Annotated in this window: 27 protein-coding genes; all 27 read left to right on the top strand. The window is 67.6% G+C overall.

Annotated elements, in window-relative coordinates:
- A partial coding sequence (locus tag ACM0O9_RS18465) for a flagellin (protein WP_495495898.1) occupies positions 1–1,086 on the top strand: 1,086 nt, incomplete at its 5' end.
- Positions 1,087–1,172: 86 nt separating this feature from the next.
- Positions 1,173–2,342, top strand: a complete 1,170-nt coding sequence (locus tag ACM0O9_RS18460; RefSeq protein ID WP_061478706.1) for a flagellin — start codon at positions 1,173–1,175, stop codon at positions 2,340–2,342.
- A 441-nt stretch (positions 2,343–2,783) separates the two neighbouring features.
- Positions 2,784–4,199, top strand: a complete 1,416-nt coding sequence (gene fliD / locus ACM0O9_RS18455) for a flagellar filament capping protein FliD (RefSeq protein WP_005416448.1) — start codon at positions 2,784–2,786, stop codon at positions 4,197–4,199.
- A gap of 128 nt (positions 4,200–4,327) precedes the next feature.
- The gene (gene fliS / locus ACM0O9_RS18450) at positions 4,328–4,744 is read left to right on the top strand and encodes a flagellar export chaperone FliS (RefSeq protein WP_005416447.1); all 417 of its coding nucleotides are present in this window, start codon (positions 4,328–4,330) and stop codon (positions 4,742–4,744) included.
- Positions 4,741–5,034, top strand: coding sequence for a hypothetical protein (locus tag ACM0O9_RS18445; protein WP_005416446.1), 294 nt, complete (start codon positions 4,741–4,743; stop codon positions 5,032–5,034). Before fliS ends, ACM0O9_RS18445 begins: the two co-directional genes overlap by 4 nt.
- The gene (locus tag ACM0O9_RS18440) at positions 5,031–5,609 is read left to right on the top strand and encodes a PilZ domain-containing protein (protein ID WP_069138606.1); all 579 of its coding nucleotides are present in this window, start codon (positions 5,031–5,033) and stop codon (positions 5,607–5,609) included. Before ACM0O9_RS18445 ends, ACM0O9_RS18440 begins: the two co-directional genes overlap by 4 nt.
- Before the next feature lie 92 nt (positions 5,610–5,701).
- Positions 5,702–6,334, top strand: coding sequence for a response regulator (locus ACM0O9_RS18435; protein WP_005413261.1), 633 nt, complete (start codon positions 5,702–5,704; stop codon positions 6,332–6,334).
- Between the two features lie 323 nt (positions 6,335–6,657).
- Positions 6,658–8,067 (top strand): RNA polymerase factor sigma-54, encoded by a 1,410-nt coding sequence (rpoN, locus tag ACM0O9_RS18430; RefSeq protein WP_414604169.1) that lies wholly within the window; start codon positions 6,658–6,660, stop codon positions 8,065–8,067.
- A 14-nt stretch (positions 8,068–8,081) separates the two neighbouring features.
- Positions 8,082–8,459, top strand: a complete 378-nt coding sequence (locus tag ACM0O9_RS18425; RefSeq protein WP_005409556.1) for a response regulator — start codon at positions 8,082–8,084, stop codon at positions 8,457–8,459.
- On the top strand, positions 8,456–9,961 hold the full coding sequence (locus ACM0O9_RS18420) for a sigma-54 dependent transcriptional regulator (RefSeq protein ID WP_065178549.1): 1,506 nt from the start codon (positions 8,456–8,458) through the stop codon (positions 9,959–9,961). Before ACM0O9_RS18425 ends, ACM0O9_RS18420 begins: the two co-directional genes overlap by 4 nt.
- 186 nt (positions 9,962–10,147) lie before the next feature.
- Entirely contained in the window at positions 10,148–10,564 is a 417-nt protein-coding gene (locus ACM0O9_RS18415; RefSeq protein WP_049460596.1) for a hypothetical protein, read from the top strand.
- A gap of 325 nt (positions 10,565–10,889) precedes the next feature.
- Positions 10,890–11,255 carry a flagellar hook-basal body complex protein FliE gene (gene fliE / locus ACM0O9_RS18410; protein WP_005409552.1) on the top strand — a complete coding sequence of 122 codons (366 nt, stop codon included), beginning with the start codon at positions 10,890–10,892 and terminating at the stop codon, positions 11,253–11,255.
- A 13-nt stretch (positions 11,256–11,268) separates the two neighbouring features.
- The gene (gene fliF, locus ACM0O9_RS18405) at positions 11,269–12,915 is read left to right on the top strand and encodes a flagellar basal-body MS-ring/collar protein FliF (RefSeq protein ID WP_049412900.1); all 1,647 of its coding nucleotides are present in this window, start codon (positions 11,269–11,271) and stop codon (positions 12,913–12,915) included.
- Positions 12,916–12,922: 7 nt separating this feature from the next.
- Entirely contained in the window at positions 12,923–13,909 is a 987-nt protein-coding gene (gene fliG, locus ACM0O9_RS18400) for a flagellar motor switch protein FliG (protein ID WP_024958226.1), read from the top strand.
- Positions 13,906–14,547: a FliH/SctL family protein gene (locus tag ACM0O9_RS18395; protein ID WP_065184898.1), complete on the top strand. Its 642-nt coding sequence runs from the start codon at positions 13,906–13,908 to the stop codon at positions 14,545–14,547. Before fliG ends, ACM0O9_RS18395 begins: the two co-directional genes overlap by 4 nt.
- On the top strand, positions 14,544–15,929 hold the full coding sequence (locus ACM0O9_RS18390) for a FliI/YscN family ATPase (RefSeq protein WP_065178546.1): 1,386 nt from the start codon (positions 14,544–14,546) through the stop codon (positions 15,927–15,929). The genes ACM0O9_RS18395 and ACM0O9_RS18390 overlap by 4 nt, the downstream gene beginning before the upstream one ends.
- Before the next feature lie 3 nt (positions 15,930–15,932).
- Positions 15,933–16,400, top strand: coding sequence for a flagellar export protein FliJ (gene fliJ / locus ACM0O9_RS18385; protein ID WP_005416437.1), 468 nt, complete (start codon positions 15,933–15,935; stop codon positions 16,398–16,400).
- Entirely contained in the window at positions 16,400–17,569 is a 1,170-nt protein-coding gene (locus ACM0O9_RS18380) for a flagellar hook-length control protein FliK (RefSeq protein WP_065184900.1), read from the top strand. The genes fliJ and ACM0O9_RS18380 overlap by 1 nt, the downstream gene beginning before the upstream one ends.
- A gap of 222 nt (positions 17,570–17,791) precedes the next feature.
- Positions 17,792–18,307 (top strand): flagellar basal body-associated FliL family protein, encoded by a 516-nt coding sequence (locus tag ACM0O9_RS18375; protein ID WP_005416435.1) that lies wholly within the window; start codon positions 17,792–17,794, stop codon positions 18,305–18,307.
- A 10-nt stretch (positions 18,308–18,317) separates the two neighbouring features.
- Positions 18,318–19,322, top strand: coding sequence for a flagellar motor switch protein FliM (gene fliM / locus ACM0O9_RS18370; protein ID WP_005416434.1), 1,005 nt, complete (start codon positions 18,318–18,320; stop codon positions 19,320–19,322).
- Positions 19,319–19,654 carry a flagellar motor switch protein FliN gene (fliN, locus tag ACM0O9_RS18365; RefSeq protein WP_005409543.1) on the top strand — a complete coding sequence of 112 codons (336 nt, stop codon included), beginning with the start codon at positions 19,319–19,321 and terminating at the stop codon, positions 19,652–19,654. The genes fliM and fliN overlap by 4 nt, the downstream gene beginning before the upstream one ends.
- A gap of 17 nt (positions 19,655–19,671) precedes the next feature.
- Entirely contained in the window at positions 19,672–20,070 is a 399-nt protein-coding gene (gene fliO, locus ACM0O9_RS18360; RefSeq protein WP_171956126.1) for a flagellar biosynthetic protein FliO, read from the top strand.
- A gap of 1 nt (position 20,071) precedes the next feature.
- A complete protein-coding gene (gene fliP, locus ACM0O9_RS18355; RefSeq protein WP_049460579.1) occupies positions 20,072–20,851 on the top strand; it encodes a flagellar type III secretion system pore protein FliP in 780 nt (259 codons plus the stop codon).
- Positions 20,852–20,910: 59 nt separating this feature from the next.
- On the top strand, positions 20,911–21,180 hold the full coding sequence (locus ACM0O9_RS18350) for a flagellar biosynthetic protein FliQ (RefSeq protein WP_005413254.1): 270 nt from the start codon (positions 20,911–20,913) through the stop codon (positions 21,178–21,180).
- 13 nt (positions 21,181–21,193) lie between these two features.
- Complete coding sequence (gene fliR, locus ACM0O9_RS18345) at positions 21,194–21,985, top strand: flagellar biosynthetic protein FliR (RefSeq protein WP_049460577.1); 792 nt, start codon at positions 21,194–21,196, stop codon at positions 21,983–21,985.
- Positions 21,986–22,260: 275 nt separating this feature from the next.
- Positions 22,261–24,393, top strand: coding sequence for a putative bifunctional diguanylate cyclase/phosphodiesterase (locus ACM0O9_RS18340; protein ID WP_414604168.1), 2,133 nt, complete (start codon positions 22,261–22,263; stop codon positions 24,391–24,393).
- 204 nt (positions 24,394–24,597) lie between these two features.
- Positions 24,598–25,728, top strand: coding sequence for a flagellar biosynthesis protein FlhB (flhB, locus tag ACM0O9_RS18335; protein WP_414604167.1), 1,131 nt, complete (start codon positions 24,598–24,600; stop codon positions 25,726–25,728).
- The last annotated feature ends 14 nt before the right edge of the window (positions 25,729–25,742 follow it).

The following is a 25,742-nucleotide window of genomic DNA, read 5'->3' as shown; positions in this document are numbered from 1 at the left end:
TCGCGCATCAACAGCGCCAAGGACGACGCCGCCGGCCTGGCGATCTCCGAGCGCTTCGGCACGCAGATCCGCGGTACCGACGTCGCCATCCGCAATGCCAACGACGGCATCTCGCTGGCCCAGGTCGCCGAAGGCTCGCTGACCGAGATCGGCAACAACCTGCAGCGCGTCCGCGAGCTGTCGGTGCAGGCCGCCAACGCCACCAACTCGGCCAGCGACCGCAAGGCCCTGCAGGCCGAAGTGACCCAGCTCGTCTCGGAAATCGACCGCGTCGCCAAGCAGTCCGACTTCAACGGCACCAAGCTGCTGGACGGTTCGTTCTCCAGCCAGCTGTTCCAGGTCGGTGCCAACGCCGGCCAGGCCATCGCCATCGACAAGACCATCGATGCCAAGGCCAACGCCCTGGGCGGCGCCAAGTTCGACACCAACTCGCTGGCCCTGGCCGACCCGGGCACCAACGCCGACCTCAAGGTCACTGGCCTGCAGATCAATGGCGTTACCATCGCCGACGTCGATGTCAAGCAGGGTGCCGACGCCGCTGCCACCGGCAAGGCCTCCCGCGAGGCGCTGGTGACTGCCATCAACGCCAAGATCGGTGAGACCGGTGTCTACGCCGAAGTGAACGGCACCGCTGGCGTCACCCTGACCTCGGTCAAGGACAGCGTCAACGCCGATGGTTCGTTCAAGGCCATCACCGCATCGGTGGGCACCTGGACCGGCGCTACCGCACCGACCTTCACCGCCACGCTGGCGACCGCCGCACCGGCGTCCAAGTTCGCCAGTGACCTGGACGTCAGCACGGTCAAGGGCGCACAGCAGGCGATGGAAGTGGTCGACAAGGCCCTGAGTGCGATCAACAGCACTCGTGCCGACCTGGGCGCCGTGCAGAACCGCTTCACCTCGGTGGTGGCCAACCTGCAGACCTCGTCGGAAAACCTGTCGGCTTCGCGTAGCCGCATCAAGGACACCGACTTCGCCAAGGAAACCGCAGAGCTGACCCGCACCCAGATCCTGCAGCAGGCCGGTACGGCCATGCTGGCCCAGGCCAACCAGGTGCCGCAGGGCGTGCTCAGCCTGCTGCGCTGATCCGCTCCCTGATCGACCGCCGGGTGGCATCTGAACCGCCGCCCGGCTTCTGAAACACGTTCCACCTTCGCCAAAGGAAAAGCACCATGGCACAAGTCATCAACACCAACACCATGTCCCTGAATGCTCAGCGTAACCTGAGCACCAGCGGCAGCTCGCTGGCCACCACCATCCAGCGCCTGTCCTCCGGTTCGCGCATCAACAGCGCCAAGGACGACGCCGCCGGCCTGGCGATCTCCGAGCGCTTCGGCACGCAGATCCGCGGTACCGACGTCGCCATCCGCAACGCCAACGACGGCATCTCGCTGGCCCAGGTCGCCGAAGGTTCGCTGACCGAAATCGGCAACAACCTGCAGCGCGTCCGCGAGCTGTCGGTGCAGGCCGCCAACGCCACCAACTCGGCCAGCGACCGCAAGGCGCTGCAGGCCGAAGTGACCCAGCTGGTCTCGGAAATCGACCGCGTTGCCAAGCAGTCGGACTTCAACGGCACCAAGCTGCTGGACGGCTCGTTCTCCAGCCAGCTGTTCCAGGTCGGTGCCAACGCCGGCCAGGCCATCGCCATCGACAAGACCATCGACGCCAAGGCCAACGCCCTGGGCGGTGCCCAGTTCGCCACGGCCACTGCTGCCGTCACCGGTGCCGACAACGTTGATACCGCTGTTGCCGCGTTCACCATCACCGACAGCAAGGGCACCGTCGTCAACTTCGACGCGATGACCGTGAAGAGCGTCGGCGATGCGGCCGCCAACACCGCGGCAGCCGGCAAGGCCGTCGCAACCGCGATCAATGCCAAGATCGGCGAGACCGGCGTCTATGCCGAAGCCGACGCGGCCGGCGCGCTCACGCTGACCTCGGTCAAGGACAGCGTCAACAATGCCGGTGCTTTCACGGCCTTCAGCAGCACCATCGCTGGGTTCACCGCAGGTGCCGCGCCGACCGCCAAGTTCGCCGACAAGATCGACGTGTCCACCGTGAAGGGTGCACAGCAGGCGATGGAAGTGGTCGACAAGGCCCTGGGTGCGATCAACAGCACCCGTGCCGACCTCGGTGCGATCCAGAACCGCTTCACCTCGGTGGTGGCCAACCTGCAGACCTCGTCGGAAAACCTGTCGGCTTCGCGTAGCCGCATCAAGGACACCGACTTCGCCAAGGAAACCGCAGAGCTGACCCGCACCCAGATCCTGCAGCAGGCCGGTACGGCCATGCTGGCCCAGGCCAACCAGGTGCCGCAGGGCGTGCTCAGCCTGCTGCGCTGATCCACGGCAAGAAGGCGCCGCTACCGTCGGGTCGAACCGACGGTAGCGGCAACCGGGAAGCCACGATGCACGAAGGCGCGGGCCATGCCCGGCCCGGGATGAGTCCCGAACCGGCTTGGCATCGCCCGCTCCTGCGGACCTCTCTTTCAGCGCTGTACCTTTGACTGTACGTACCGGGCGGCTTCGTCTCCCCCCGATTGTCAGTAGTCTGATCCCTCCCCTGCATTGGGGGAGGGCTTTTTGCAGACTCCCGGCAGCCCGCGGTGAACCCACCCGCACCCTGCCCCAGCCCACCTGCAACCCGCGTGCCAGAACCCGCGCCAGGCGATTGGCACGGCACGTGCATCAACGAAGTCCTCAAGACCCAGCGGCGCAGGCCGCTATTTTCGTTGACGACGGGCCACCGCACGACGGCCGGGCCCGGATACCAGGAGAAACGACGTGGCAGACTTTGGATACGGTGGCATTGGCTCGGGGCTCAACATCTCGGACATCGTCAACCAGCTGGTCGCAGCCGACCGCAAGCCCGCCGACAATGCGCTGAACCTGCAGCAGTCCAAGGCCAAGATGCAGCTGTCGTCGATCGGCACCATCACCTCGGCCTTCGACAAGCTGAAGACGGCGCTGACCGCACTGAAGGCCACCACGGCGTTCGACACGCGCACCGTGACCGCAAGCAAAGGCGGCGACAAGGGCACCGACGAGATCCTGACGGCGTCGGTCGCGCTGTATGACGTCGGCACAACCAAGGCTGCCGCCTCCAATGGCACGCACGTGGTCAATGTCACCTCGCTGGCCACCGCGCACAAACTGATCGCCGATACCTCGGTACCCAAGACCGACACGTTTGCTGCCGGAACCTTGACGCTGACCGTTGGCGTGGGCGACAAGGCCAAGACCATGAACGTGGAGGTGGAGGACGGCGACACGCTGACCACCATCCGCAACAAGATCGATGCGGCTGGCCGCAAGGAAGGCGTGCAGGCCACCCTGATCAGCTCCGGCGACAACCAGTACCTGTCGATCGCCCAGGAGAAGACCGGTGCCGCCAACGCGATCAAGCTCGAATACGCAGGCAGCGACGCCAAGCTGGGGGGACTGGTCAACAGCCTCAAGCAGAACACCGCCGCCGCCGACGCCGAGCTGACCATCGATGGCGTGAAGGTCGTAAGCGCCAGCAATACGGTGGCCGATGCGGTTCCGGGCCTGACCCTGAACCTGAAGATGCCGGGCACCAGCACGGTGACCATCAGCACCGACACTGCGGCAGCCACCAAGGTGATGCAGGAGTTCGTCACCGCCTACAACGCCGCACTGGCGGCGATCAACACCGAAACCAAGTACGACGCCAAGACCAAAGAAGCCTCCACGCTGACCGGTGATGCGCAGATGCGCGGCGCCACCAGCCAGCTGCGCTCGGTGATGTCGAGCGTGCTCAAGGACCTGGCTGGTGACAAGCTCGATGCCAAGGCGATCGGTCTGGATACCCGCGGCTACCCCAATGCCGACGGCACGCTGATCCTGGACACCACCAAGTTCGCCGCCGCACTGGCCAGCCAGCCGGAGAAGATGCGCCAGGCGATCACCGGAGATACCGGCGGTGCCGGCAAGCTGTACACGCTGGTCGACGGCTATGTCAGCACCACGGTCGGCAAGGAAGGCGCGTTCGTCGCGCGGACCAAGGGACTGAACACCACGCTGGACAACATCGACAAGCGCCGCAAGGATCTCGACACGCGGATGAAGAGCGTGGAAGAGCGCTACAAGAAGCAGTTCATCGCGCTGGACAGCCTGATGGGCAAGTTGCAGCAGAGCAACACGGCGCTGCAGCAGCAGCTGGCACAGTTGAACCGCTGACGATGCGTGCGTGGCACTCAAGTTTGCCGCGCAATGCACCGATAACGGACGCAACAGCAATCATCGCCGCGCCGCCGGCACCGATCCCCACGATCGCCCGGCGGCACCCCGCGCAAGGAGAATCACGAATGTACGGTTCCAGCCGTCAATATGCCGAGCAGTACCGCCAGGTGGGAGTGACCAGTGCGGTCGCCGATGCCGATCCGCACAAGCTGGTGGCGATGCTGCTGGCCGGCGCGCTGGAGCGCGTGCGTCGCGCCCTGGCCAGCCTCGAGCGCGGCGACCAGGCCGGCAAGGGCAAGGCGATCGGCGAAGTCTGCGCGATCGTCGGCCACCTCAACGGCTCGCTGGACCATGAGGCCGGCGGCGAGATCGCCGGCAACCTGTCGGCCCTGTACGATTACGTGCTGCAGCGCCTGACCGAAGCCAACCTGCACAACGACCGCGCCGCGCTGGATGAATCGCTGCAGCTGCTGGGCGAGATCGACAGCGCCTGGAACGCGATCCCGCACGAACAGCGCCGCCCGGCCGCGGTGGCGCCATGAGCCTGCCCGAACTGCACGCGCAGCTGGATGCCTTCGAGAAGGCACTGGGCGATGACGCCCTGGACCAGGCCGACAGCCTGCTCGACGGGCACGACAGCACCCTGCATGCCCTGCTCAGCCAGCCGCTGACCGCTGCGGACCACGCGCCGCTGAGCGCCCTGTTCGAGCGCCAGCAGAGCCTTCTGGGCCTGCTGCGCCAGCGCCGCGATGCAGCAGCCGCACTGATGAATGACGGTCAGCGCTCTCTTCGCGCCGCCCATGCCTACCTGCAGGCAGAATCGCTGGCATGACCCAGCTGCCGACCACGTCGCTGCACCATCCTGCCGAAAGCGAGCTGTTCGACGAAACGCTCAGCTGCGAGCTGGCCCTGCCGGCCGAGTTCCAGGCGGGCAGCGCGGCCGGACGCACCAGCGGTGCCGAAGGCCTGCTGCGCAGCTTGGCACTGGTCGAAGACAGCCGTGTTGACGAGCACGACGAGCGCAACGAGGCCACCCTGCAGCTGCAACGCCTTGAAGCCAAGCTGGACCTGGCGATGGTGCTGCTCGGCCGCTTGGTGCGCCAGCAGGGCCTGGAACTGCCCCTGCGCCCGGTGCGCTGGTCGCGCCGTGGCATCCGCCTGCAGCTGGGCCCGCGCAGTGGTGCCAGCCCCGGACAGGCCGGCGTGGTGCGCCTGCAGCCCAGCGACTGGCTGCCCGACCACATCGACCTGCCGGTGGAAGTGATCGCCGAGGCAGCCGACGGCAGCGGCGGCCACTTCCTGTGGCTGCGCTTCCAGCGCCTCGGCGACGGCCTGGAAATGGCAATGGAACGGCACCTGTTCCGACTGCACCGCCGCCAGGTGGCCGAGGCGCGCCGGGCGCGCTGAAAGCTGCCACCATCACGCTTGGCGGGCAAGCCTTGGCGCGCCCGTTCAGCTAAGTTAAGGTGGACTCCCCTACACGGATCTGTTGCGTGCCTGTGCGAGTTCTCATCGTCGACGATCACACCCTCGTCCGCGCCGGCCTGGCGCGGCTGCTGCAGGGGTTTGCCGACGTGCAGCTCGTCGCCGAGGCCAGCAACGCCGAACAGGCACTGCAGCTGGCGCTGCAGCATGCGCCGGATGTGGTGCTGATGGATCTCTCGTTGCCGGGCCGCACCGGCCTGGAAGCGCTCAGCGACATCCGCCTGCGCGCCCCGGGCACCCGGGTGGTGATGATGACCATGCACGACGATGCCGCCCATGTGCGCGACGCCCTGGATCGCGGTGCGGTCGGGTTCGTGGTGAAGGATGCAGCACCGCAGGAGCTGGAACTGGCGCTGCGCGCCGCGCATGCCGGCCAGGTGTTCCTGAGTCCCCAGATCTCGGCCAAGATGCTGGCACCCATGCTGGGCCGCGAGAAGCCTACCGGCATTGCCGCGCTGTCGCCGCGTCAGCGCGAGATCCTGCGCCGCATCGGCAAGGGCGAAAGCAACAAGGAAATCGCCGCGGACCTCGGCATCAGCGTGAAGACGGTGGAAACCCATCGCGCACGCATGATGGAGTCGTTGGGCTGCCGCCGCGCCAATGACCTGTTGCTGCTGGCCGCGCGCCACCAGCACGAGCTGGAGTGATTGCCTGCGAATGGGGTCAGATCCCTTTCCGCAGGAAAGGGATCTGACGCCTGCCCGGCACTGCACCGGCGACGAATTCCCGTCACCCCGACCTTCCCTGACAGGAATCCGTACACCGGCCGCTGCAAAACCCGCTGCGTCGGCACGACGAATCAATGACTTGGCGGCCCGTTTCGTCAATATCCCGAGCCAATGTAGGGATAACCCCTACATCCTGTCGGGACAACCACGAATCCCCTCAGGAACCCCCCGATTCCGCCCACGCCGGATCAAAAGCAAGATGCGTTCCACAAGGCGCCGGGGAGCGGCGCCGGGGAACCACGATGAAGGCTGCACTCTCGACCCAGCTGGGCCAACAACTTCACCTCACCCCGCAGCTGCTGCAGTCGATACGGCTGTTGCAGCTTGATGGCCTGCACCTGGAACAGGAAATCCAGCGCCTGCTGGACTCCAACCCGCTGCTGGAGATCGAAGAGGCCGAAGCGCCTGCCGCTGATGCCACCGAGGTCAGCGCCACCACGCTGGAAACCGCCGCGTTCGACGAGCTGCCGGAGTCTTCGATGTGGGACGTGGCCGGCGCCAGCTGGCAGGACGGCGACGACGACCGCATGGCGCGCATTGCCGCCGGTGAGTCGACCGACCCTCAGCTGCGCGTGCTGCAGCGCCTGGCGCTGGACATGGACGACAGCGAACTGGCGGTGGCCGCGTTCTGGCTCGACCACTGCGACGAGGCCGGCTACCTGCAGGCGCCACTGGCGCAGCTGCAGCTGCTGGCCAGCGCCCAGTTCGACATCGCCGCCGAAGGCGTCGAGGCCATCCGCCAGCAGCTGCTGCACGGTGAACCGGCTGGCATGGCTGCGCAGGACCTGCGCGAAGGCCTGCAGGCACAACTGCGCAGCCTGCACGGCGTGGTCCCCGCGCGTCACCTGGCCGCCCGCATCCTCGATGGCGCGCTCGATGCACTGGCCGCGCACGACTACCCCGCCCTCGCCCGCCAGCACGACGCCGAGATCGACGACGTGCGCGAGGCGGTGCGCCTGATCCTCTCGCTGCAGCCGCGCCCCGGCGACAGCCTGCTGCCCGAACGCAACGCTGTGGTAGTGCCGGACGTCGTCGCCTGGCACGCCGATGGGCAATGGAAGGTGGCACTGAACCCGGCCACCAGCCGCCGCGTCTCGATCAACAGCCAGTACGAACAGGCGCTGGCCGAAACCAGCGAAGCCGCGCCGGCACTGCGCGAGATGCTGCAGGAGGCGCGCTGGTTCAGCCGCGGCCTGTCGATGCGCTACGACACCCTGCTGCGCACCGCGCGCGTGATCGTCGAGCGCCAGGCCGCCTTCCTGGTGAGTGGCGAAGAGGCGATGGCGCCGCTGACCCTGAAGGAAGTGGCCGAGGAAATCGGCATGCACGAGTCCACCGTCTCGCGCATCACCACCGGCAAGTTCCTGCAGACCCCGCGCGGCACCTTCGAACTGAAGCACTTCTTCGCCGTGCGCCTGGAAGGCGCCAGCGTCTCCGGCCAGGCGGTGAAAGCCATGGTCCGCCGCCTGATCGACGCCGAACCCGCCGGCCGTCCGCTGGCCGACGAGGCCATTGCCGGCCTGCTGTCACGCCAGGGGGTGAACATTGCCCGCCGAACCGTCGCAAAATACCGAGAACAACTGGATATCGCCCCGGCCCGCGAACGGCGCCGGCTCAGCGCCAGGCAACCGCAGCTGGCCCGGGTGGGCTGAAAAGGATGTTGGACATGAACAAGCTCACGGTCCTGCTGGTCGATGACCACGAGGGCTTCATCAACGCGGCGATGCGCCATTTCCGCAAGATCGACTGGCTGCAGATCGTCGGCAGTGCCGGCAACGGCCTGGAAGCGATCGAGCGCTCGGAAACGCTGCGCCCGCAGGTGGTGCTGATGGACCTGGCCATGCCGGAGATGGGCGGCCTGCAGGCCACCCGCCTGATCAAGTCGCAGGACGATGCACCGTACATCGTGATCGCCAGCCACTTCGACGACGCCGAGCACCGCGAACACGCGCTGCGTGCCGGTGCCGACAACTTTGTCAGCAAGCTGTCCTACATCCAGGAAGTCATGCCGATCCTGGAAGGCCTCAGGGAGGAACAGTCGTGAGTGAATCGCGCATCCTGGTGCTGGACAACGACGCCGTGCGCGCAGAGCGCACCGTTGCCCTGCTGGAATTCATGGACTTCAATCCGCGCTGGGTCTCCGACGCGGCCGACTTCGACCTGGGCCGGCAGCGCCAGAACGACTGGATGGCGGTGATCGTCGGCAGCCTGGACGACAGCCCCGCCAGCACCGCGCTATACAACTGGCTGGGCGGCAGCAGCCTGCCGCCTCCGGTGCTGCTGGCCGATGGTGATGCCGCAATGTTTGCCCAGCAGCACGGGCTGCATGAAGCGAATATCTGGCCGCTGGAAACGCCGCTGCGCCACGCGCAGATGGAAGCCCTGCTGCGCCGCGCCAGCCTCAAGCGCCTGGATGCCGAGCATCAGGCCGGCGCCGCGCAGGACCAGGGACCCACCGGCAACGGCCCGGCAGTGAGCGCCCTGCGCACCATGATCGAGCAGGTGGCCGCATTCGATACTACCGTGCTGGTGCTGGGTGAATCCGGTACCGGCAAGGAAGTGGTGTCGCGCGCCATCCACCAGCGTTCGCCACGCCGTGACGGACCGTTTGTGGCGATCAACTGCGGCGCCATTCCGGCCGACCTGCTGGAAAGCGAACTGTTCGGCCATGAGAAGGGCGCCTTCACCGGCGCGCTCACCGCGCGCAAGGGCCGTTTCGAAATGGCCGAGGGCGGCACCCTGCTGCTCGACGAAATCGGCGACATGAGCCTGCCGATGCAGGTGAAGCTGCTGCGCGTGCTGCAGGAGCGCAGTTTCGAGCGCGTGGGTGGCAACCAGACCATCCGCTGCAACGTGCGCGTGGTGGCCGCGACCCATCGCGACCTGGAGACCCGCATCGCTGAGGGCAAGTTCCGCGAGGATCTGTTCTACCGCCTCAACGTGTTCCCGATTGAAGTACCCGCGCTGCGCGAGCGTCGCGAAGACCTGCCGGCACTGGTGGAAACCATCGCCGCGCAGCTGGCCCGCACTGGCCGTGGCGAAGTGCGCTTCACCCCGGAAGCCCTGCAGGCGCTGGCCGGCTACGAATGGCCGGGCAACGTGCGCGAGCTGACCAACCTGGTCGAACGACTGGCCGTACTGCATCCGGGTGGCTCGGTGCGCGTACAGGACCTGCCGGCCCGTTATCGTGGCGATGCGGCACTGGCCGCCGTCGCTGCGCTGGCGCCGGCACCGCCCGCCGCCAGCGAAGAGCGACTGGACCTGCGCAGCTTCTCCTTCCACACACCCGGCAGCGGCAACCAGCCGGCGCTGGAACACGGTATCGCCGTCAATCGCCCGGCGGCACCGGCCGCACTGCCCGACGAGGGCATGGACCTGCGCAACCACATGGCCAGCATCGAACTGGGCCTGATCAACGAAGCACTGGAACGCACCCAGGGCGTGGTCGCCCACGCCGCCCAGCTGCTTGGCCTGCGCCGCACCACCCTGGTGGAAAAGCTGCGCAAGTACGGCATCGAACGCGAGCAGGCCGAACTGGCCGGCTGAACCGCGCCACCAGCATGAAGGGGGCACGAACGCCTGGGCTCGCCCGGGCGTTGGTGTTTTGGGCCCCTGGGCTCACATCCCCTTGCTGCGGAGCGGGATCTGAGCCCATTGCTTTTGCACGTTTTCCTAGAGACAACACCGCCGCAGTGCGGAGCATGGCGAGGACACCCCCAAGGAGGTTCCACCATGCATCGCCTTGCCCTGCTCGCCACCCTGCTCTGCCCGGCCCTGGCCACCGCGGCCAACTGCACGCTACCTGTCACGCTGGACCAGCGCCACTTCACCAACCTCAGCGATCCGTTGTATGCGCCGGACAATCCGAACGCCGGACGCATGGTGCAGGTCAGCTTCACCGGCAACCAGTACGTGCTGGATATCCTCGGCACCGACCTGCGCATCGGCGGCAGCTACCGCTACCAGCGCCTGGCCCCGCATATCGCGGAGATCCAGATGAGCGAAAGCCACCCGGCCGGCCCCGCACGCTACACCCTGCTGCTGACCTGCCTGAGCGACCGCCAGGGCCGCTTCATCTACACCCAGCACGACGGCCCCATCGCCCCGCGCCAGCGCCAGAATTCCGGCCACTGGACCCTGCAGCCGTAGGCCAGAAAACCGACGCCGGTTAAATGGCGCCTTCAATGGGGTCAGAGCCCGTTGCGTTGCAACGGGATCCGACCCCGTGCCGACCAACGGTCGGCACCCACCATCAGTAGCAGGTTTCAACAGATCGCGGCCACCTGTCGCCGGACCCAGCCCGCCACCCCACGGATAGCCCGCCGTTGACGTTGACGTTGATTCGGCGGGTGCAGGGCGCAGCCCTGCCAGCACACCCACAACCCTCACTTCACTGAATCGAAAACCGGTTTCGGCACGGCACTTGCACTGGTTCCAGCAGACAACCCCATCCCTGTTTCTGGAACCGTTGCAGATGTCCCACTCCGTCACTTCGATCCTTTCGCAGATCCGCTCCTATCAGACCCAGATGGGGCAGCCGGCGCTCAACCCGCTGGGCGAAACGCCGCGCAGCAACGCCCTGCCGGGCACGGTGCTGGACGCGCCGCAGGCCCAGCCGGCCAGCTTCACCGAAACCCTGCGTGGTGCGATTGCCGGCGTCAACGATGCGCAGCAGAAGTCCGGCGCCCTCGCCAAGGCCTTTGAAATGGGCGACCCCAGCGCCGACCTGGCCAAGGTGATGGTCGCCTCGCAGCAGTCCCAGATCGCCTTCCGCGCCACCGTGGAAGTCCGCAACCGTCTCGTCCAGGCCTACCAGGACGTGATGAACATGCCGCTGTAAGGAACATTGACGCATGGCACTGACGCTCTCCAAGGACAGCCTGAACGCCGAGAAGGCCGGGCAATGGTTCGACCGCCTGCAGAGTCTGCAGATCACCCGTCGGCTGGGCCTGATGGCGATGATCGCGGTGGCGGTGGCGGCAGGCCTGTCCGTGTTCTTCTGGTCACAGAAGCCGGGCATGGTCCCGCTGTACACCGGCCTGGACCAGAAGGCGACCGCTGAGGCGACCGACCTGCTGCGCGCCGCGCAGATTCCGTTCGCGCTCGATCCGGCCACCGGTGGCATCACCGTGCCGGAAAAGAACCTGCACGACGCCCGCCTGAAGCTGGCCGGCTCCGGCCTGACCGACAGTGGCAAGCTCGGCTTCGAGCTGATGGAACGCGACCCGGGCTTCGGCGTCAGCCAGTTCGTGGAAAGCGCGCGCTACCAGCACGCGCTGGAAACCGAGCTGTCGCGCACCATCAACACGCTGCGCCCGGTACGTGATTCACGCGTGCATCTGGCCATTCCCAAGCCCAGCGCCTTCACCCGCCAGCGTGACGTGGCCAGCGCCTCGGTCACCCTGGAACTGCGGGGCGGCCAGCAGCTGGAACGCAGCCAGGTGGACGCCATCGTGCACATGGTCGCGGCCAGCATTCCGGACCTGGCGCCGGAACGGGTGACCGTGGTCGACCAGAGCGGGCGCATGCTCAGCATCACCGACCCGAACAGCGAGGCGGCGGTCAACGCCGCGCAGTTCGAGCAGGTGCGGCGCCAGGAAACCTCGTTCAACCAGCGCATCCGCGAGCTGCTGGAGCCGATGACCGGCCCCGGCCGCGTCAACCCGGAAGTGAGCGTGGACATGGACTTCTCGGTGACCGAGGAAGCCCGTGAGCTCTACAACGGTGAACCGCAGAAGCTGCGCAGCGAGCAGATGAGCGAGAACACCACCAGCACGCCGGGTCCGCAGGGCGTGCCGGGTGCAACCAGCAACAGTCCGCCGGGCCAGCAGGCCGCGCCGGCCACCGCGCAGACCCCGACCGAAAGCAGCAAGAACGCCACCCGCAACTACGAGCTGGACCGCACCCTGCAGCACACCCGCCAGCCGGCCGGCCGCATCAAGCGCGTGTCGGTGGCGGTGCTGGTGGACAACGTGCCGCGCGCCGGCGCCAACGGCAAGATGAGCCCGCAGCCGCTGTCGGCCGCCGAACTGACCCGCGTCGAGGCGCTGGTCAAGCAGGCCGTCGGCTTCAACGCCGAGCGTGGCGACACCGTGTCGGTGATGAATGCCCCGTTCGTGCGCGAGACCACGCCCGAACAAGGCCCGGCCTGGTGGGAGCTGCCGTGGGTGCACGATGCCGGCCGCATGCTGCTGGGCGCGGTGGTGGTGCTGGCGCTGCTGTTCGGCGTGCTGCGTCCGGCGCTGCGCGCGATCACCGGCCAGAGCAGGAAGGCAGACGAGCAGGCGCTGGAGCCGCATACGGCGGATGTGCAGCTGGTCGATGACGATGGCATTGCGCTGCCAGCGCTGGGCACCGACCGGGCAAGCCTGGGCGGACCGGATGCGCTCGCACTGCCGGTGGATTCATATGAGGAACGACTGCGGATGGCGCGTGAAGCCGTGAAGACCGACTCCAAGCGCGTGGCCCAGGTGGTCAAAGGCTGGGTGGCCAATGACTGAGGCACAACTGACCGGAGTACAGCGCGCGGCCGTGCTGCTGCTTTCGCTGGGTGAGCTGGATGCGGCCGAAGTGCTGCGCCACATGGAACCCAAGGAAGTACAGAAGATCGGCATCGCCATGGCCACCATGACCGACATCACCCGCGAGCAGGTGGAGCGGGTGATGGACCAGTTCGGCCAGGAACTGGGCTCGAAGACCTCGCTGGGCGTGGGCTCGGATGACTACATCCGCAACATGCTGGTGCAGGCGCTGGGCAGCGAGAAGGCCGGCAACCTGATCGACCGCATCCTGCTCGGCCGCAACACCACCGGCCTGGACGCGCTGAAGTGGATGGACCCGCGTGCAGTGGCCGACCTGGTGCGCAACGAGCACCCGCAGATCATCGCCATCGTGATGGCGCACCTGGAAACCGACCAGGCCGCCGACGCGCTGAAGCTGCTGCCGGACCGTACCCGCGTGGATGTGCTGCTGCGCATCGCCACCCTCGACGGTATTCCGCCGAACGCGCTCAATGAACTCAACGAGATCATGGAGCGCCAGTTCGCCGGCAACCAGAACCTGAAGTCGTCGAACATCGGCGGCGTGCAGTGCGCGGCCAACATCCTGAACTTCATGGACAGCGGCCAGGACCAGGCAATCCTGGGCGAAATCGCGCGCATCGATGCGCCGTTGAGCAACCGCATCCAGGACCTGATGTTCGTGTTCGACGACCTGGTCGACCTGGACGATCGCGAGATGCAGCTGGTGCTGCGCGAGGTGAGCGGCGAGCGCCTGGGCCTGGCCCTGCGCGGCGCCGACATCAAGGTGCGCGACAAGATCACCCGCAACATGTCGCAGCGCGCGGCCGAGATCCTGCTGGAGGACATGGAAGCCCGCGGCCCGGTGCGCCTGTCCGACGTGGAAGGCGCACAGCGCGAGATCCTGGCGATCGTCAAGCGCATGGCCGATGAAGGCACCGTCACCATCGGTGGCAGCGCGGAGGCCATGCTGTGAGCAACGTCGTGCGCTGGCTTGCCCCGGACCTGCTGGCCCAGCCCGAACCGGTACTGGAGCAGGAGGGTGCTTTCGAACTCACCGAGCCGGATCCGGAACACGATCCGGAGCCGCCGCTGCAGCTGCCGACCCTTGAAGAGATCCAGGCGATCCAGGACAGCGCCGAGAAGGAAGGGTTCGAACAGGGCCATGCCGACGGCTACGGCCAGGGCCAGGCCGAAGTACGTCGCCTCGCCGCACAGATCGAAGGGATCCTGGACAACTTCAGCCGGCCGCTGGTGCGGCTGGAGAACGAAGTGGTCGGCGCCCTCGGCGAACTGGCGGTGCGCATCGCCGGCGCACTGGTCGGCCGCGCCTACGAAGCCGAGCCGGCACTGCTGGCGCAGCTGGTCGGCGAAGCGATCGACGCCGTGGGCGGCAGCACCCGCGAGGTGGAAGTGCGGCTGCATCCGGATGACATCGCTGCCCTCGCCCCGCTGTTGAATCTTTCGCCGACGCAGCGCCTGGTACCGGATACCAGCCTCAGCCGTGGCGACCTGCGCGTGCACGCCGAAGCCGTGCGCATCGACGGCACCCTGGAAGCCCGCCTGCGCGGTGCGCTGGATGCGGTGATCCGCCAGACCGGAGCGACGGCATGAGTGCCGGACCACAAACCACTCCGCCGCCGGCCGACTGGGCCGTAGCCCGCAACCTGCGCCTGGCGCGGCGCCTGGATGGCCTGCGCGTGGACACCGCGCATGGTCGCGGCCTGATCCGCGAGGGCGTGTTGCGCCGTGCGGTCGGGCTCACCCTGGAAGCGGTCGGCTGCGAAGCGCCGCTGGGTGCCAGCTGCAAGGTGGAAGTGGTCGACGGTGGCTGGGTCGATGCAGAAGTGGTCGGCTTTGCCGGCGAGCGCACCTACCTGATGCCCAGCGCCGAACTGCATGGCCTGCTGCCCAATGCCCGGGTGGTGCCATCGGCGCGCCGGGGCGGCGTGGAAGTGGGCGAAGGCCTGCTCGGCCGCGTCATCGACAGCGACGGCGTGCCGCTGGATGGCAAGGGCCCGATCCGCGCCGAGGGCCATGTTGGCATGGCCGGCGTGTCGATCAATCCGCTGGCGCGTGAACCGATCACCCAGCCGCTGGACGTGGGCGTGCGCGCGATCAACGCGCTGCTGCCGATCGGCCGCGGCCAGCGCGTCGGCCTGTTCGCCGGATCCGGCGTCGGCAAGTCGACGCTGCTGGGCATGATGACCCGCTACACCGCCGCCGACGTGATCGTGGTCGGCCTGATCGGTGAACGCGGCCGCGAAGTGCGCGATTTCGTCGAGACCACGCTGGGCGAGGAAGGCCTGCGCCGCGCCGTGGTGGTCGCCAGCCCTGCCGACCGGCCGCCGCTGGCGCGTCTGCATGGTGCCTACCGCGCCACCGCCATTGCCGAGTGGTTCCGCGACCAGGGCCTGAACGTGCTGCTACTGATGGACTCGCTGACCCGCTTTGCTCAGGCGCAGCGCGAGATCGGCCTGTCGGTCGGCGAACCGCCGACCACCCGCGGCTATCCGCCGTCGGTGTTCGCCAAGCTGCCGGCACTGGTCGAACGCGCCGGCAATGGCGCCAAGGGCCGTGGCTCGATCACCGCGTTCTACACGGTGCTGACCGAAGGCGATGATCCGCAGGATCCGATCGCCGATGCCGCGCGCGCGATCCTCGACGGCCACATCCTGCTCTCGCGCCGCGTGGCCGACAGCGGCTTGTACCCGGCCATCGACGTCGAGTCGTCGGTCAGCCGCGTGGTCACGGAAATCGCCGACGAACCGTGGCGCCTGCGCATCCGCAAGTTGAAGCGACTGGTCTCGGCCTACTCGGCCAACCGGGACCTGATCGCGATCGGTGCTTACCAGCGCGGCAACGACGCGGCCACCGACGAAGCCCTGGAACGCTGGCCGGAAATCATGGAGTTCCTCGGCCAGGACGTTGCCAAGGCCGCAGATCTCCCGCACAGCCAGGCGGCGCTGCAGCGCCTGGTGGAACAAGAGAGTTAAGCCATGAACCAGTCCAAGCGCATCGATCCCCTGCTCAAGCGAGCCCAGGAACATGAGGACGCAGTCGCCCGCGACCTGGCCGAACGCCAGCGCGTGCTCGACACCCATCTTTCGCGACTGGACGAACTGCGCCGCTATGCCGAGGAGTACGCCAACGCACAGATGGCGGCGACCAGCCCGGCACAGTTGCTCAACCGCCGCGCCTTCCTCGATCGACTGGACAGCGCGGTCGAGCAGCAGCAGGCCACGGTCAATGGCAACCGCGAGAAAGTGGAGGCCGAGCGCGCGCGCCTGATCCTGGCCAGCCGTGACAAGGCGGTGCTGGAGCAGCTGGCCGCCAGCTACCGGGCGCAGGAAAAGGTGGTGACCGACCGCCGCGACCAGCGCGAGATGGACGACATTGGTGCACGGCGTGCACGCCTGGTGCAGGCCGAAGACCAGGACGGCGCCGAGCAGGGAGGCCGCTCGTGATGCCCGCCCCGCTCGCCAGCAGCGCCAACACGGCCACGCCCGCCACCAGCAACAGTGCCGCACGCGCCTCGCGCAGCGAAGGCGGAAAGGACTTCAGCCAGCTGCTGCAGGGCGGCGCACCGTCTGCACCCACGCCAGCCGGGAGCGCCACGACACCGATGCCATCCACGCCGAGCCAACCATCGACCGCCGACAGCAATGGCCAGGCACCGGGTGAACGCACCGCGGACGCCGAAGCGGCAACTGCTGAAACGCCGTCGCTGCCGCCCGTTGCCGTGACCCCGGCTGGACCCGGCACCGAAAAGAACAAGCCCGCCCCGACCGAGGACGCCCCGTGGCCACCGCCCGGCCTGGCCGGCCTGGTGCTGGCGATGCCGATGCCTGCCGATCCGGCCGCTGCTCTGCCGACCACCGCTGCACCGGCGCTGGCCAGCGACGGTAGCGCGCTGCCTGCTGCTGCCCCCGCCACGAACCCGACACTGCCTGCAGACGCACCGGCGACGGCCACCACAACCCCAGTGGCGGCTGACGCCAAACCGGCGGCGACCAGTGCGGACGATGCCACGGCGCTGCCACTGCCGGAGATGATCCTGCCCGGCAAGCGCAGCGAGCGCGGCGAAGGCAGTGACGTGGCCGCCGTTGGCGACCGCGCCAGCACACCCCTACTGCACGCCCCGGCAGCAGCCGCCGTACAGGACCTCAAGGCGGCGCTCGCCGCCGGCAATGCGATCTTCAATGGCGAGCCGACGCCGAAACCCGTGCTGGGTGACGATGGCTTCGACCAGGCCATCGGCGCACGCCTGGGTTGGCTGGCCGACCAGAAGATCGGCCACGCCCACATCCGCCTGAGCCCGGACGACATGGGCCCGGTCGACGTGCGCCTGCAGTTGAACGGCGACAAGGTGCATGCCAGCTTCAGCAGCCCGCACGTGGACGTGCGGCAAGCGCTGGAAAGCAGCCTGCCGCGCCTGCGCGAGCTGCTGGGCGAACAGGGCTTCCAGCTGGCCCACGCCGATGTCGGCCACCAGTCCCCGGGTGGTGAGGGCAATGCGCCGGGCCAGCCCGGTGGCAGCGGCATCATCGGCGACGGAGAACCGACGCCGGGCGATGCCAGCGTGTCGTCGGCGCAGTTGATCCGCCAGCGCGGACTGCTGGACGCCTACGCCTGACAGCCGTGCCGACCAGGGTCGGCACCCACCAGCGCAGAGCGGTCGGCACCCACCAGGGCAGCCGGGCAATAGAGCCGCACCCACCGGTATCGCGTTGGTGGGTGCGGAGCTTGCTCCGCTCGGCCCCACCCACACCCTGACGGAATTCCGTCGCGTCCCGCTGCCCGGCCTTCGGCACGCCCCTTGCATATCCCGGTGAAGCAACCCTCAGGAGCTTCACCCGTGGCCGCAGCCGCTGACAAAACCAAGAAGACCGCAGAGAAGGACAAGGCCGCCAAGCCGCGTAGTCCGATCCTGATCACCGCGCTGGTGGCCGTACTGGCCGCCGCTGCCGCCGGTGGCGGCGTGTGGTTCTTCACCCAGTCCAAGCATGAAGAGAAGACCGCGCAGGCGCCGAAGAAGAGCGCGACCCCAGCCCCGGCACAGTACTTCGCGCTGGACCCGGCCTTCGTGGTCAACCTCAATGGCCCGGTCGACGGCCCGCGTTACCTGCAGCTGGAGGTCCAGCTGATGACCCGCGACCCGGCCGCGCTGGAAGCGATCAAGACCCACGCCCCGGCCATCCGTGCGCGCCTGCTGATGCTGTTCTCGCAGGTCAGCCCGGACCAGATCGCCGATGTCGCCGGCAAGCAGAAGCTGCAGGCCGCCTCATTGGCCGAGGTGCAGAAGGTACTCAAGGCCGAGACCGGCAGCAACGGCGCCGACGATCTGCTGTTCACCAGCTTCGTGACCCAGTAAGGGCCCACCGATGAATGATCTGCTGTCCCAGGACGAGATCGATGCCCTGCTCCACGGCGTGGACAGTGGCGCGGTCGAGACCGATGCGGAACCCCCGTCAGGCGAAGCGCGCTCGTACGACTTCGCCAGCCAGGACCGCATCATCCGTGGTCGCATGCCGACCCTGGAAATGGTCCATGAGCGCTTCGCGCGCCTGTGGCGGATCGGCCTGTTCAACCTGATCCGCCGCTCGGCCGAACTGTCGGTGCGCGGCATCGAACTGATCAAGTTCAACGACTACATGCACTCGCTGTATGTACCGACCAACCTGAACCTGATCCGCTTCAAGCCACTGCGCGGCACCGGCCTGATCGTGTTCGAGCCGACCCTGGTGTTCGCCATCGTCGACAATTTCTTCGGCGGCGACGGGCGCTACCCCACCCGCATCGAGGGCCGCGAGTTCACGGCTACTGAAATGCGGGTGATCCACCTGCTGTTGAAGCAGACCTTCGCCGATCTGCGCGAAGCGTGGGCACCGGTGATGGATGTCGACTTCGAGTACATCAACTCGGAGATCAACCCGCATTTCGCCAACATCGTGACCCCGCGCGAATATGTGGTGGTGTGCCGCCTGCACGTCGAGCTCGACGGTGGCGGCGGCGACATCCACGTCACCCTGCCCTACTCGATGCTGGAACCGATCCGCGAACTGCTCGACGCCGGCATCCAGAGCGACCGCAACGACCGCGACGAGAGCTGGGGCAAGACCCTGCGTGAGCAGCTCAACGTCGCCGAAGTCACCCTGTCCAGCGTGCTGGCCAGCAAGCGCATGACCCTGCGCGACCTGACCCAGCTGAAGGTCGGCGACATCCTGCCGATCGAGCTCAGCCCGCAGGTGCCGCTATGCGTGGAGAACATCCCCGTGTTCACCGGCGAGTTCGGCATCGCCAACGGCATGAACGCCGTGAAGATCACCGCTACCCATCCGCCGGGCACCCGCCCGCGCGTACCCGTCATCCAGGAAGACCCGCAATGAACGATATCGACGCCCTCGAACCGACCCCGGCCCAGTTCAGCAGCCTGCAGGCCGATGAGGCGAATGGTCCGGACCTGAACCTGGACGTGATCCTCGATGTGCCGGTGACCCTGTCGCTGGAAGTCGGTCGTGCCCGCCTGCCGATCCGCAACCTGCTGCAGCTCAACCAGGGCTCGGTGGTGGAACTGGAGCGCGGTGCTGGCGAATCGCTGGACGTGTTCGTCAACGGCACCCTGATCGCCCACGGCGAAGTGGTGGTGATCAACGACCGCTTCGGCGTGCGCCTGACCGACGTGGTCAGCCCCAGCGAGCGTATCCGGAGACTGCGTTGAGCCTGCTGGCCTCCACCCTGCTCGCGGTCGGCAAGGCCGCCGCGCCGATCGGCCCGCAGGTCGGCCAGCATGCGGCCGCCGCACCCAGCCTGTTCGGTGCGGTGCTGGCGCTGCTGGCGGTGCTGGCCCTGGTGATCGGCCTGGGCTGGCTGCTCAAGCGCATGCCTGGCAGCGGCTTCCGCCCGGCCGAAGGCATGAAGCTGGTAGCCAGCCTCAGTGTCGGCGCCAAGGAGCGCGTGGTGGTGGTGGAGGTCAATGGCCAGCAACTGCTGCTGGGCGTCACCGCCGGCGGCATCAATACCCTGCATACCCTGCCCGAGCCGCTGCCGCCACCGGCACCGGTGCGCGTGCCGGACTTCAAGAACCTGCCGAATTTCGCCCAGCTGCTGCAGCAGCGGCTGCGCAAGGATCCCTGACATGCGTGTCACCCGTACCCGACTTGCCACCCTGATGCCGTGGCTGCTGTTGCTTGCCCTGTGCCTGTTGCCGGCGCTGGCGTTGGCCGCGCCCGGCGCGCCGGCCACCCCTCTGCCGGACGTCAACGTCGGCAAGATCGGCGGCCAGCCGGTCAGCCTGCCGCTGCAGACCCTGCTGCTGATGACCGCGATCACCCTGATCCCGTCAATGCTGCTGGTGCTGACCTCGTTCACCCGCATCATCATCGTGCTGGGCCTGCTGCGCCAGGCGCTGGGCACCGGCCAGACGCCGTCCAACCAGGTGCTGCTGGGCCTGGCCCTGTTCCTCACCGCGATGGTGATGATGCCGACCTGGGACAAGGCGTGGAGCGCGGGCATGGCGCCCTACCTCAACGGCGACATCGACTTCCAGACCGCATGGACGCTGACCACGCAGCCGCTGCGCGGCTTCATGCTGGCACAGATCCGCGAGACCGACCTGATGACCTTTGCCGGCATCGCCGGGCATGGCACCTACGCCAGCCCCGACGCGATCCCGTTCCCGGTGCTGGTCGCTTCGTTCGTCACCAGTGAACTGAAGACCGCCTTCGAGATCGGATTCCTGATCTTCATCCCGTTCGTGATCATCGACCTGGTCGTTGCCAGCGTGCTGATGTCGATGGGCATGATGATGCTGTCGCCGATGCTGGTATCGGCGCCCTTCAAGATCCTGCTGTTCGTGCTGGTCGATGGCTGGGTGCTGACCGTGGGTACGTTGGCGGCGAGCTTCAATCCGGCCTGATATCCCCCGTAACGCGCAGTCGAGCAGGGCTCGACTCTACATGAGCAGATGGAATCCGAATGTCTCCCGAACTTGCCTTGACTGAACTGCGTGGCGGCCTGATCACCGTGTTGTGGGTGGCCGGCCCGCTGCTGCTCACCGTACTGGTGGTGGGCGTGGTGGTTGGTGTCGTGCAGGCCGCGACCCAGCTCAATGAACCGACCATCGCCTTCGTCGCCAAAGCTGCAGCGCTGACCGCAGTGCTGTTCGCACTGGGCAGCCTGCTGATCGGCCACCTGGTTGAATTCACCACGCTGCTGTTCCAGCGAATTCCGCACCTGATCGGCTAGGACACGCGCTTCGATGGACGCCGCCACCCAGATGGCTGCCGACGGCCTTCAGGCCTTCGGCATGATCGGCACCGTACTGTGGACCATGCTGCGCATCGGCGCTGTGGCCATGGCCATGCCCATGGTCGGGACCCGCGCCGTCCCGTCACGGGTGCGCGTGGTGCTGGCTGGCACCCTGGCCATCGCCCTGGCCCCGCTGCTGCCCCCGGTGCCGGACTGGACCGGCTTCGACGCCGCCACGGTGCTGACCATCGCGCGCGAGCTGGCCATCGGCGTATCCATCGGCTTCCTGCTGCGGCTGGTGTTCGAAGCCGGTGCGATGGCGGGCGAACTGATCGCGCAGGGCACCGGCCTGGCCTTCGCGCAGATGAGCGACCCGCTGCGCGGTGGTACCTCCGGCGTGATCGGACAGTGGTTCTATCTGCTGTTCGGGCTGCTGTTCTTCACCGCCAACGGCCACCTGGCGCTGATCTCGCTGCTGGTGGACAGCTATCGCGCGCTGCCGATTGGCGCCCCGCTGCCTGATCCCCATGCCTTCTTCAGCATCGCCCCGACCTTCCTGCTGACCGTGCTGCGCGGTGCGCTGACCCTGGCCATCCCGCTGACCGTGGCGATGCTGGCGGTGAACCTGGCCTTCGGTGTCCTGGCGCGAGCCGCCCCTGCGCTGAACCCGATCCAGCTGGGCCTGCCGGTTTCGCTGCTGCTGGGCCTGTTCCTCCTGGCGCTGCTGGCCGGGGAAATGGGGCCGCCGGTACAGCGCCTGTTCGACGCCGCCTTCCAGGCCGCGGACGCGGTCACACGCTGACCCGGTCATCACGTTCTATTGCTTGCCATGCATTTGTTTCTGTAGAGCCGAGCCCATGCTCGGCTGCCCTCGGCAGGAGCGGCAGCCGAGCATGGGCTCGGCTCTACAGGGGCGCAATTTCACGTATTGCCGCTTGAAGTCCCCCCCGGTCTGCGCGTTAGAGTGAATGCGCGGCAACCGGGGGGATGCCGCACCTGGCCGGCGCCCTGCGTCGGCCTGCCTCATGCATGCCCCACCGTGGTTTCCGTCGACAGGCAGGTCCGGGAGACTGACGAATGCTGGTAGGCACGTACAACCCGTGGCTGGTGGCGATCTCACTGCTGGTCGCCGTGATGGCGTCGTACACGGCGCTGGCCATGGCAGGGCGCACGGTCACCGCCCCGGGCAGGGCAGCCGCCTGGTGGTGGCGCCTGGGGGGCGGATTCGCCATGGGCCTGGGTGTCTGGTCGATGCACTTCATCGGCATGCTGGCCTTCGATCTGCCCATTGCACTGGGCTACGACCTGCCCATCACCCTGCTCTCGCTGGCCCTGGCGATCGCCTCGTCGGTGTTCGCACTGTGGCTGGTCTCACTGCGTACCCTGCCCCATCCTCGATTGGCCGGTGGTGCCCTGCTGATGGGCACCGGCATTGCCGGCATGCACTACGTCGGCATGGCAGCGATGCGCATGCAGCCCGGGATCGACTACGACCCGGGCTGGCTGCTGCTCTCCCTGGTGGTGGCGGTGGCCGCTTCGTGGACCGCGCTGTACGTGGCGTTCCGCCTGCGCGCGCAGCGCACCCGCGTCGGTGACCGGTTGGCAGCCGCCGGCCTGCTCGGCCTGGCCATCGTCGGCATGCACTACACCGGCATGGCCGCCGCCCGTTTCCCGGAAGGCAGCATCTGCGGCGCCGCGGTCGGTGATGGCCTGCAGAGCGAGTGGCTGGCGATGCTGGTGGTGGTGTTGACGGTTGCGATCCTGGCGGTGGTGCTGGTGGTCTCGTGGCTGGACCAGCGTGTGGAGGCGCAGCTGCTGCGGCTTCGCAACTCGATGCTGAGCACCTCGTTGACCGATGCCCAGCAGGAATTGACCCAGGCCGCACTGCACGACCCGCTGACCCGCCTGCCGAACCGCCTGCTGCTGCAGCGGCGCATCGTGCAGGCGCTGGCCGAAGCCGAACAGGGCGGCAGCCGTTTCGCGGTGATGTTCATGGACCTGGACGGATTCAAGCAGGTCAATGATGCCTACGGCCATCAGGCCGGCGACGCACTGCTGGTGGCGGTGGCCGAGCGTACCCGCCAGCTGCTCCGGCCCAACGATATGCTGGCCCGTCTGGGCGGCGACGAATTCGTGCTGGTGGTGCGCATCGAGCACGACGAGGATCTGCCCACCCTCGCCCGGCGCATCCTGCAGGCGGTGGGCAGCGGCCCGTTGCTGCCGGACAACGAACTTCAAGTGACCGCCAGCATCGGCGTGGCGATCTGCCCCGACCACGCTGCCAGCGAGCGCCAACTGATGGCCTTCGCCGACGCGGCGATGTACCAGGCCAAGGAATCCGGACGCAACGCCTTCGTGCTGTTCGCCGACTGGATGAACGACAGTGCCGAGCAGCAGTTCCGGCTGCTGGCCGACCTGCGCCGTGCGATCGGCAGCGAGCACCTGTTCCTGCACTATCAGCCGAAGATCCGCGTGGCCACCCAGAAGGTGGCCGGTGCCGAAGCGCTGATCCGCTGGAAACACCCGGAGCACGGACTGATCCCACCGGACCGCTTCATCCGCCTGGCCGAACGCAGCGGCGCGATCAACGAGATCGGTCGCTGGGCACTGGACCAGGCCTGCCAGCAGCTGCGGCGCTGGCGCGACGCCGGGCATGAAGGCTGGTCGATGTCGGTGAACCTGTCGCCGGTGCAGTTCAGTTCGCCGCACCTGCTGCAGGATGTGCGTGAAGTGATCGAACGCTATGGCATTGCCCCGCGCCACCTGGTGCTGGAGATCACCGAAAGCACGGTCATGCGCGATACCGATGCCAGCCTTCGCCTGCTGCAGGCGCTGTCGGCGCTGGGCGTGGGCATCTCCATCGACGATTTCGGAACCGGCTATTCCAGCCTGCTGTACCTGAAGCGGCTGCCCGCCACGGAGATCAAGATCGACCACGCGTTCGTGCGTGACCTGGAACACAGTGCGGAGGACGTGGTGATCGTCTCGGCGATCGTGGCGCTGGGCCATGCCCTGGACATGGACATCGTCGCCGAAGGCGTGGAGACCGCTGCCCAGCGCGCCTACCTGGAGCGCCTGGGCTGCGATTTCCTGCAGGGCTACCTGCTCGGCCGCCCGGTCGACGCGGCGCGCTTCATGCAGCTGCACGACCTGCCCCGGCCGCGGGTGGAACTGGCGCAGAGCCCACCGCCGCAACACCCGCCCGGCTGACACCGGGCCGCGCGCCCCCCATCACGCAACAGTTCCTGCGACACGTTCCTGTAGAGCCGAGCCGACGCTCGGCTGCGCTTCTCGCCTGGACCCAACCGCAGCCGAGCGTGGGCTCGGCCCTACAACACCAGCCGTCGGCAGCATCACGTCAAGCGTGGAACAGTCCTTGCACGCACCTGGGCAACCCCAGCCGCAGTGCCTGTGATGTCCGAGAACGAATCCGCCGGCGAAAAGACCGAACAACCGACCGAAAAACGCCTGCGCGACGCCCGTGAACAGGGCAACCTGCCGCGCTCGCGCGAACTCGGCACCGCCGCCGTGTTCGGCGCCGGTGTGCTGGCGGTGATGGCGATGAGCGGCTCGATCGGCCGTGGCGCCACGGCCTGGATGAAGCAGGCGCTCAGCCCGGAACAGAGCCTGCGGCAGAACCCGAAGGAACTGTTCGGCCACTTCGGCGACCTGCTGTTGCAGTTCATGCTGGTGATCGCACCGCTGGTGCTGGTCTGCCTGCTGGCCAGCTTCGTCGCCCCGCTGGTGATGGGCGGCCTGCGCTGGGCGCAGAAGGCGTTGCTGCCTGACATCAACCGCATGAACCCGATGAGCGGGCTCAAGCGCCTGTATGGCCCAGAGGCGATTGCCGAGTTCACCAAGTCGCTGCTGCGCGTGGCCTTCGTCGGTGTGGCCGCCGGGCTGGTGGTCTGGACCGGCTTTGACACCCTGCGCGGGCTGATCCACCACCCGCTGGAGACCGCCATCACCGACGGCCTCGGCTTCACCCTGCGCCTGCTGCTGGCCACCGCCGGCGCCATGCTGGTGCTGGCCGCCATCGATGCCCCATACCAGCGCTGGAACTGGATGCGCAAGCTGAAGATGACCCGTGAAGAACTGCGCCGGGAAATGAAGGAAAGCGAAGGCAGCCCCGAGGTGAAGGGCCGCATCCGCCAGCTGCAGCAGCAGATGGCCAACCGCCGGATGATGGAAGCGGTACCCACCGCCGACGTGGTGGTGGTCAACCCCACCCATTACGCGGTGGCCCTGAAGTACGAAGGCGGCGCCATGAACGCCCCCACCGTGGTCGCGCTGGGCGTGGACGAGACCGCCCTGCGCATCCGTGAAGTGGCCGACGGCAACAAGGTCGCGATCGTCTCCGCCCCGCCTTTGGCACGCGCCTTGTATCGGGAAGGCCAACTCGGAAAGGAAATTCCCGTGAGACTGTATTCGGCCGTCGCCCAGGTCCTGTCCTACGTCTACCAGCTGCGCGCCTGGCGCACTGGCCCGATGCCGGACGCCCCGCACATCCAGGTGGATGAATTCGGCAAGGGAGACCGCCCGTGAGCGCCCAGCCCGCC

The sequence above is a fragment of the Stenotrophomonas sp. FR012 genome, from assembly GCF_047520565.2.
Classification (GTDB): Bacteria; Pseudomonadota; Gammaproteobacteria; order Xanthomonadales; family Xanthomonadaceae; genus Stenotrophomonas; species Stenotrophomonas sepilia.
Note: the sequence above shows the minus strand (reverse complement) of the source record. Positions and strands in the feature narration are given on the sequence as shown.

Coding starts and splice junctions, on each gene's coding strand:
- ACM0O9_RS18460 (WP_061478706.1), top strand. CDS start 1,173: ATGGCACAAGTCATCAACACCAACACCATGTCCCTGAATGCTCAGCGT.
- fliS (WP_005416447.1), top strand. CDS start 4,328: ATGTACGGTTCCAGCCGTCAATATGCCGAGCAGTACCGCCAGGTGGGA.
- ACM0O9_RS18445 (WP_005416446.1), top strand. CDS start 4,741: ATGAGCCTGCCCGAACTGCACGCGCAGCTGGATGCCTTCGAGAAGGCA.
- ACM0O9_RS18440 (WP_069138606.1), top strand. CDS start 5,031: ATGACCCAGCTGCCGACCACGTCGCTGCACCATCCTGCCGAAAGCGAG.
- rpoN (WP_414604169.1), top strand. CDS start 6,658: ATGAAGGCTGCACTCTCGACCCAGCTGGGCCAACAACTTCACCTCACC.
- ACM0O9_RS18425 (WP_005409556.1), top strand. CDS start 8,082: ATGAACAAGCTCACGGTCCTGCTGGTCGATGACCACGAGGGCTTCATC.
- ACM0O9_RS18415 (WP_049460596.1), top strand. CDS start 10,148: ATGCATCGCCTTGCCCTGCTCGCCACCCTGCTCTGCCCGGCCCTGGCC.
- fliE (WP_005409552.1), top strand. CDS start 10,890: ATGTCCCACTCCGTCACTTCGATCCTTTCGCAGATCCGCTCCTATCAG.
- fliF (WP_049412900.1), top strand. CDS start 11,269: ATGGCACTGACGCTCTCCAAGGACAGCCTGAACGCCGAGAAGGCCGGG.
- ACM0O9_RS18390 (WP_065178546.1), top strand. CDS start 14,544: ATGAGTGCCGGACCACAAACCACTCCGCCGCCGGCCGACTGGGCCGTA.
- fliJ (WP_005416437.1), top strand. CDS start 15,933: ATGAACCAGTCCAAGCGCATCGATCCCCTGCTCAAGCGAGCCCAGGAA.
- ACM0O9_RS18380 (WP_065184900.1), top strand. CDS start 16,400: ATGCCCGCCCCGCTCGCCAGCAGCGCCAACACGGCCACGCCCGCCACC.
- fliM (WP_005416434.1), top strand. CDS start 18,318: ATGAATGATCTGCTGTCCCAGGACGAGATCGATGCCCTGCTCCACGGC.
- fliN (WP_005409543.1), top strand. CDS start 19,319: ATGAACGATATCGACGCCCTCGAACCGACCCCGGCCCAGTTCAGCAGC.
- fliP (WP_049460579.1), top strand. CDS start 20,072: ATGCGTGTCACCCGTACCCGACTTGCCACCCTGATGCCGTGGCTGCTG.
- ACM0O9_RS18350 (WP_005413254.1), top strand. CDS start 20,911: ATGTCTCCCGAACTTGCCTTGACTGAACTGCGTGGCGGCCTGATCACC.
- fliR (WP_049460577.1), top strand. CDS start 21,194: ATGGACGCCGCCACCCAGATGGCTGCCGACGGCCTTCAGGCCTTCGGC.
- ACM0O9_RS18340 (WP_414604168.1), top strand. CDS start 22,261: ATGCTGGTAGGCACGTACAACCCGTGGCTGGTGGCGATCTCACTGCTG.
- flhB (WP_414604167.1), top strand. CDS start 24,598: ATGTCCGAGAACGAATCCGCCGGCGAAAAGACCGAACAACCGACCGAA.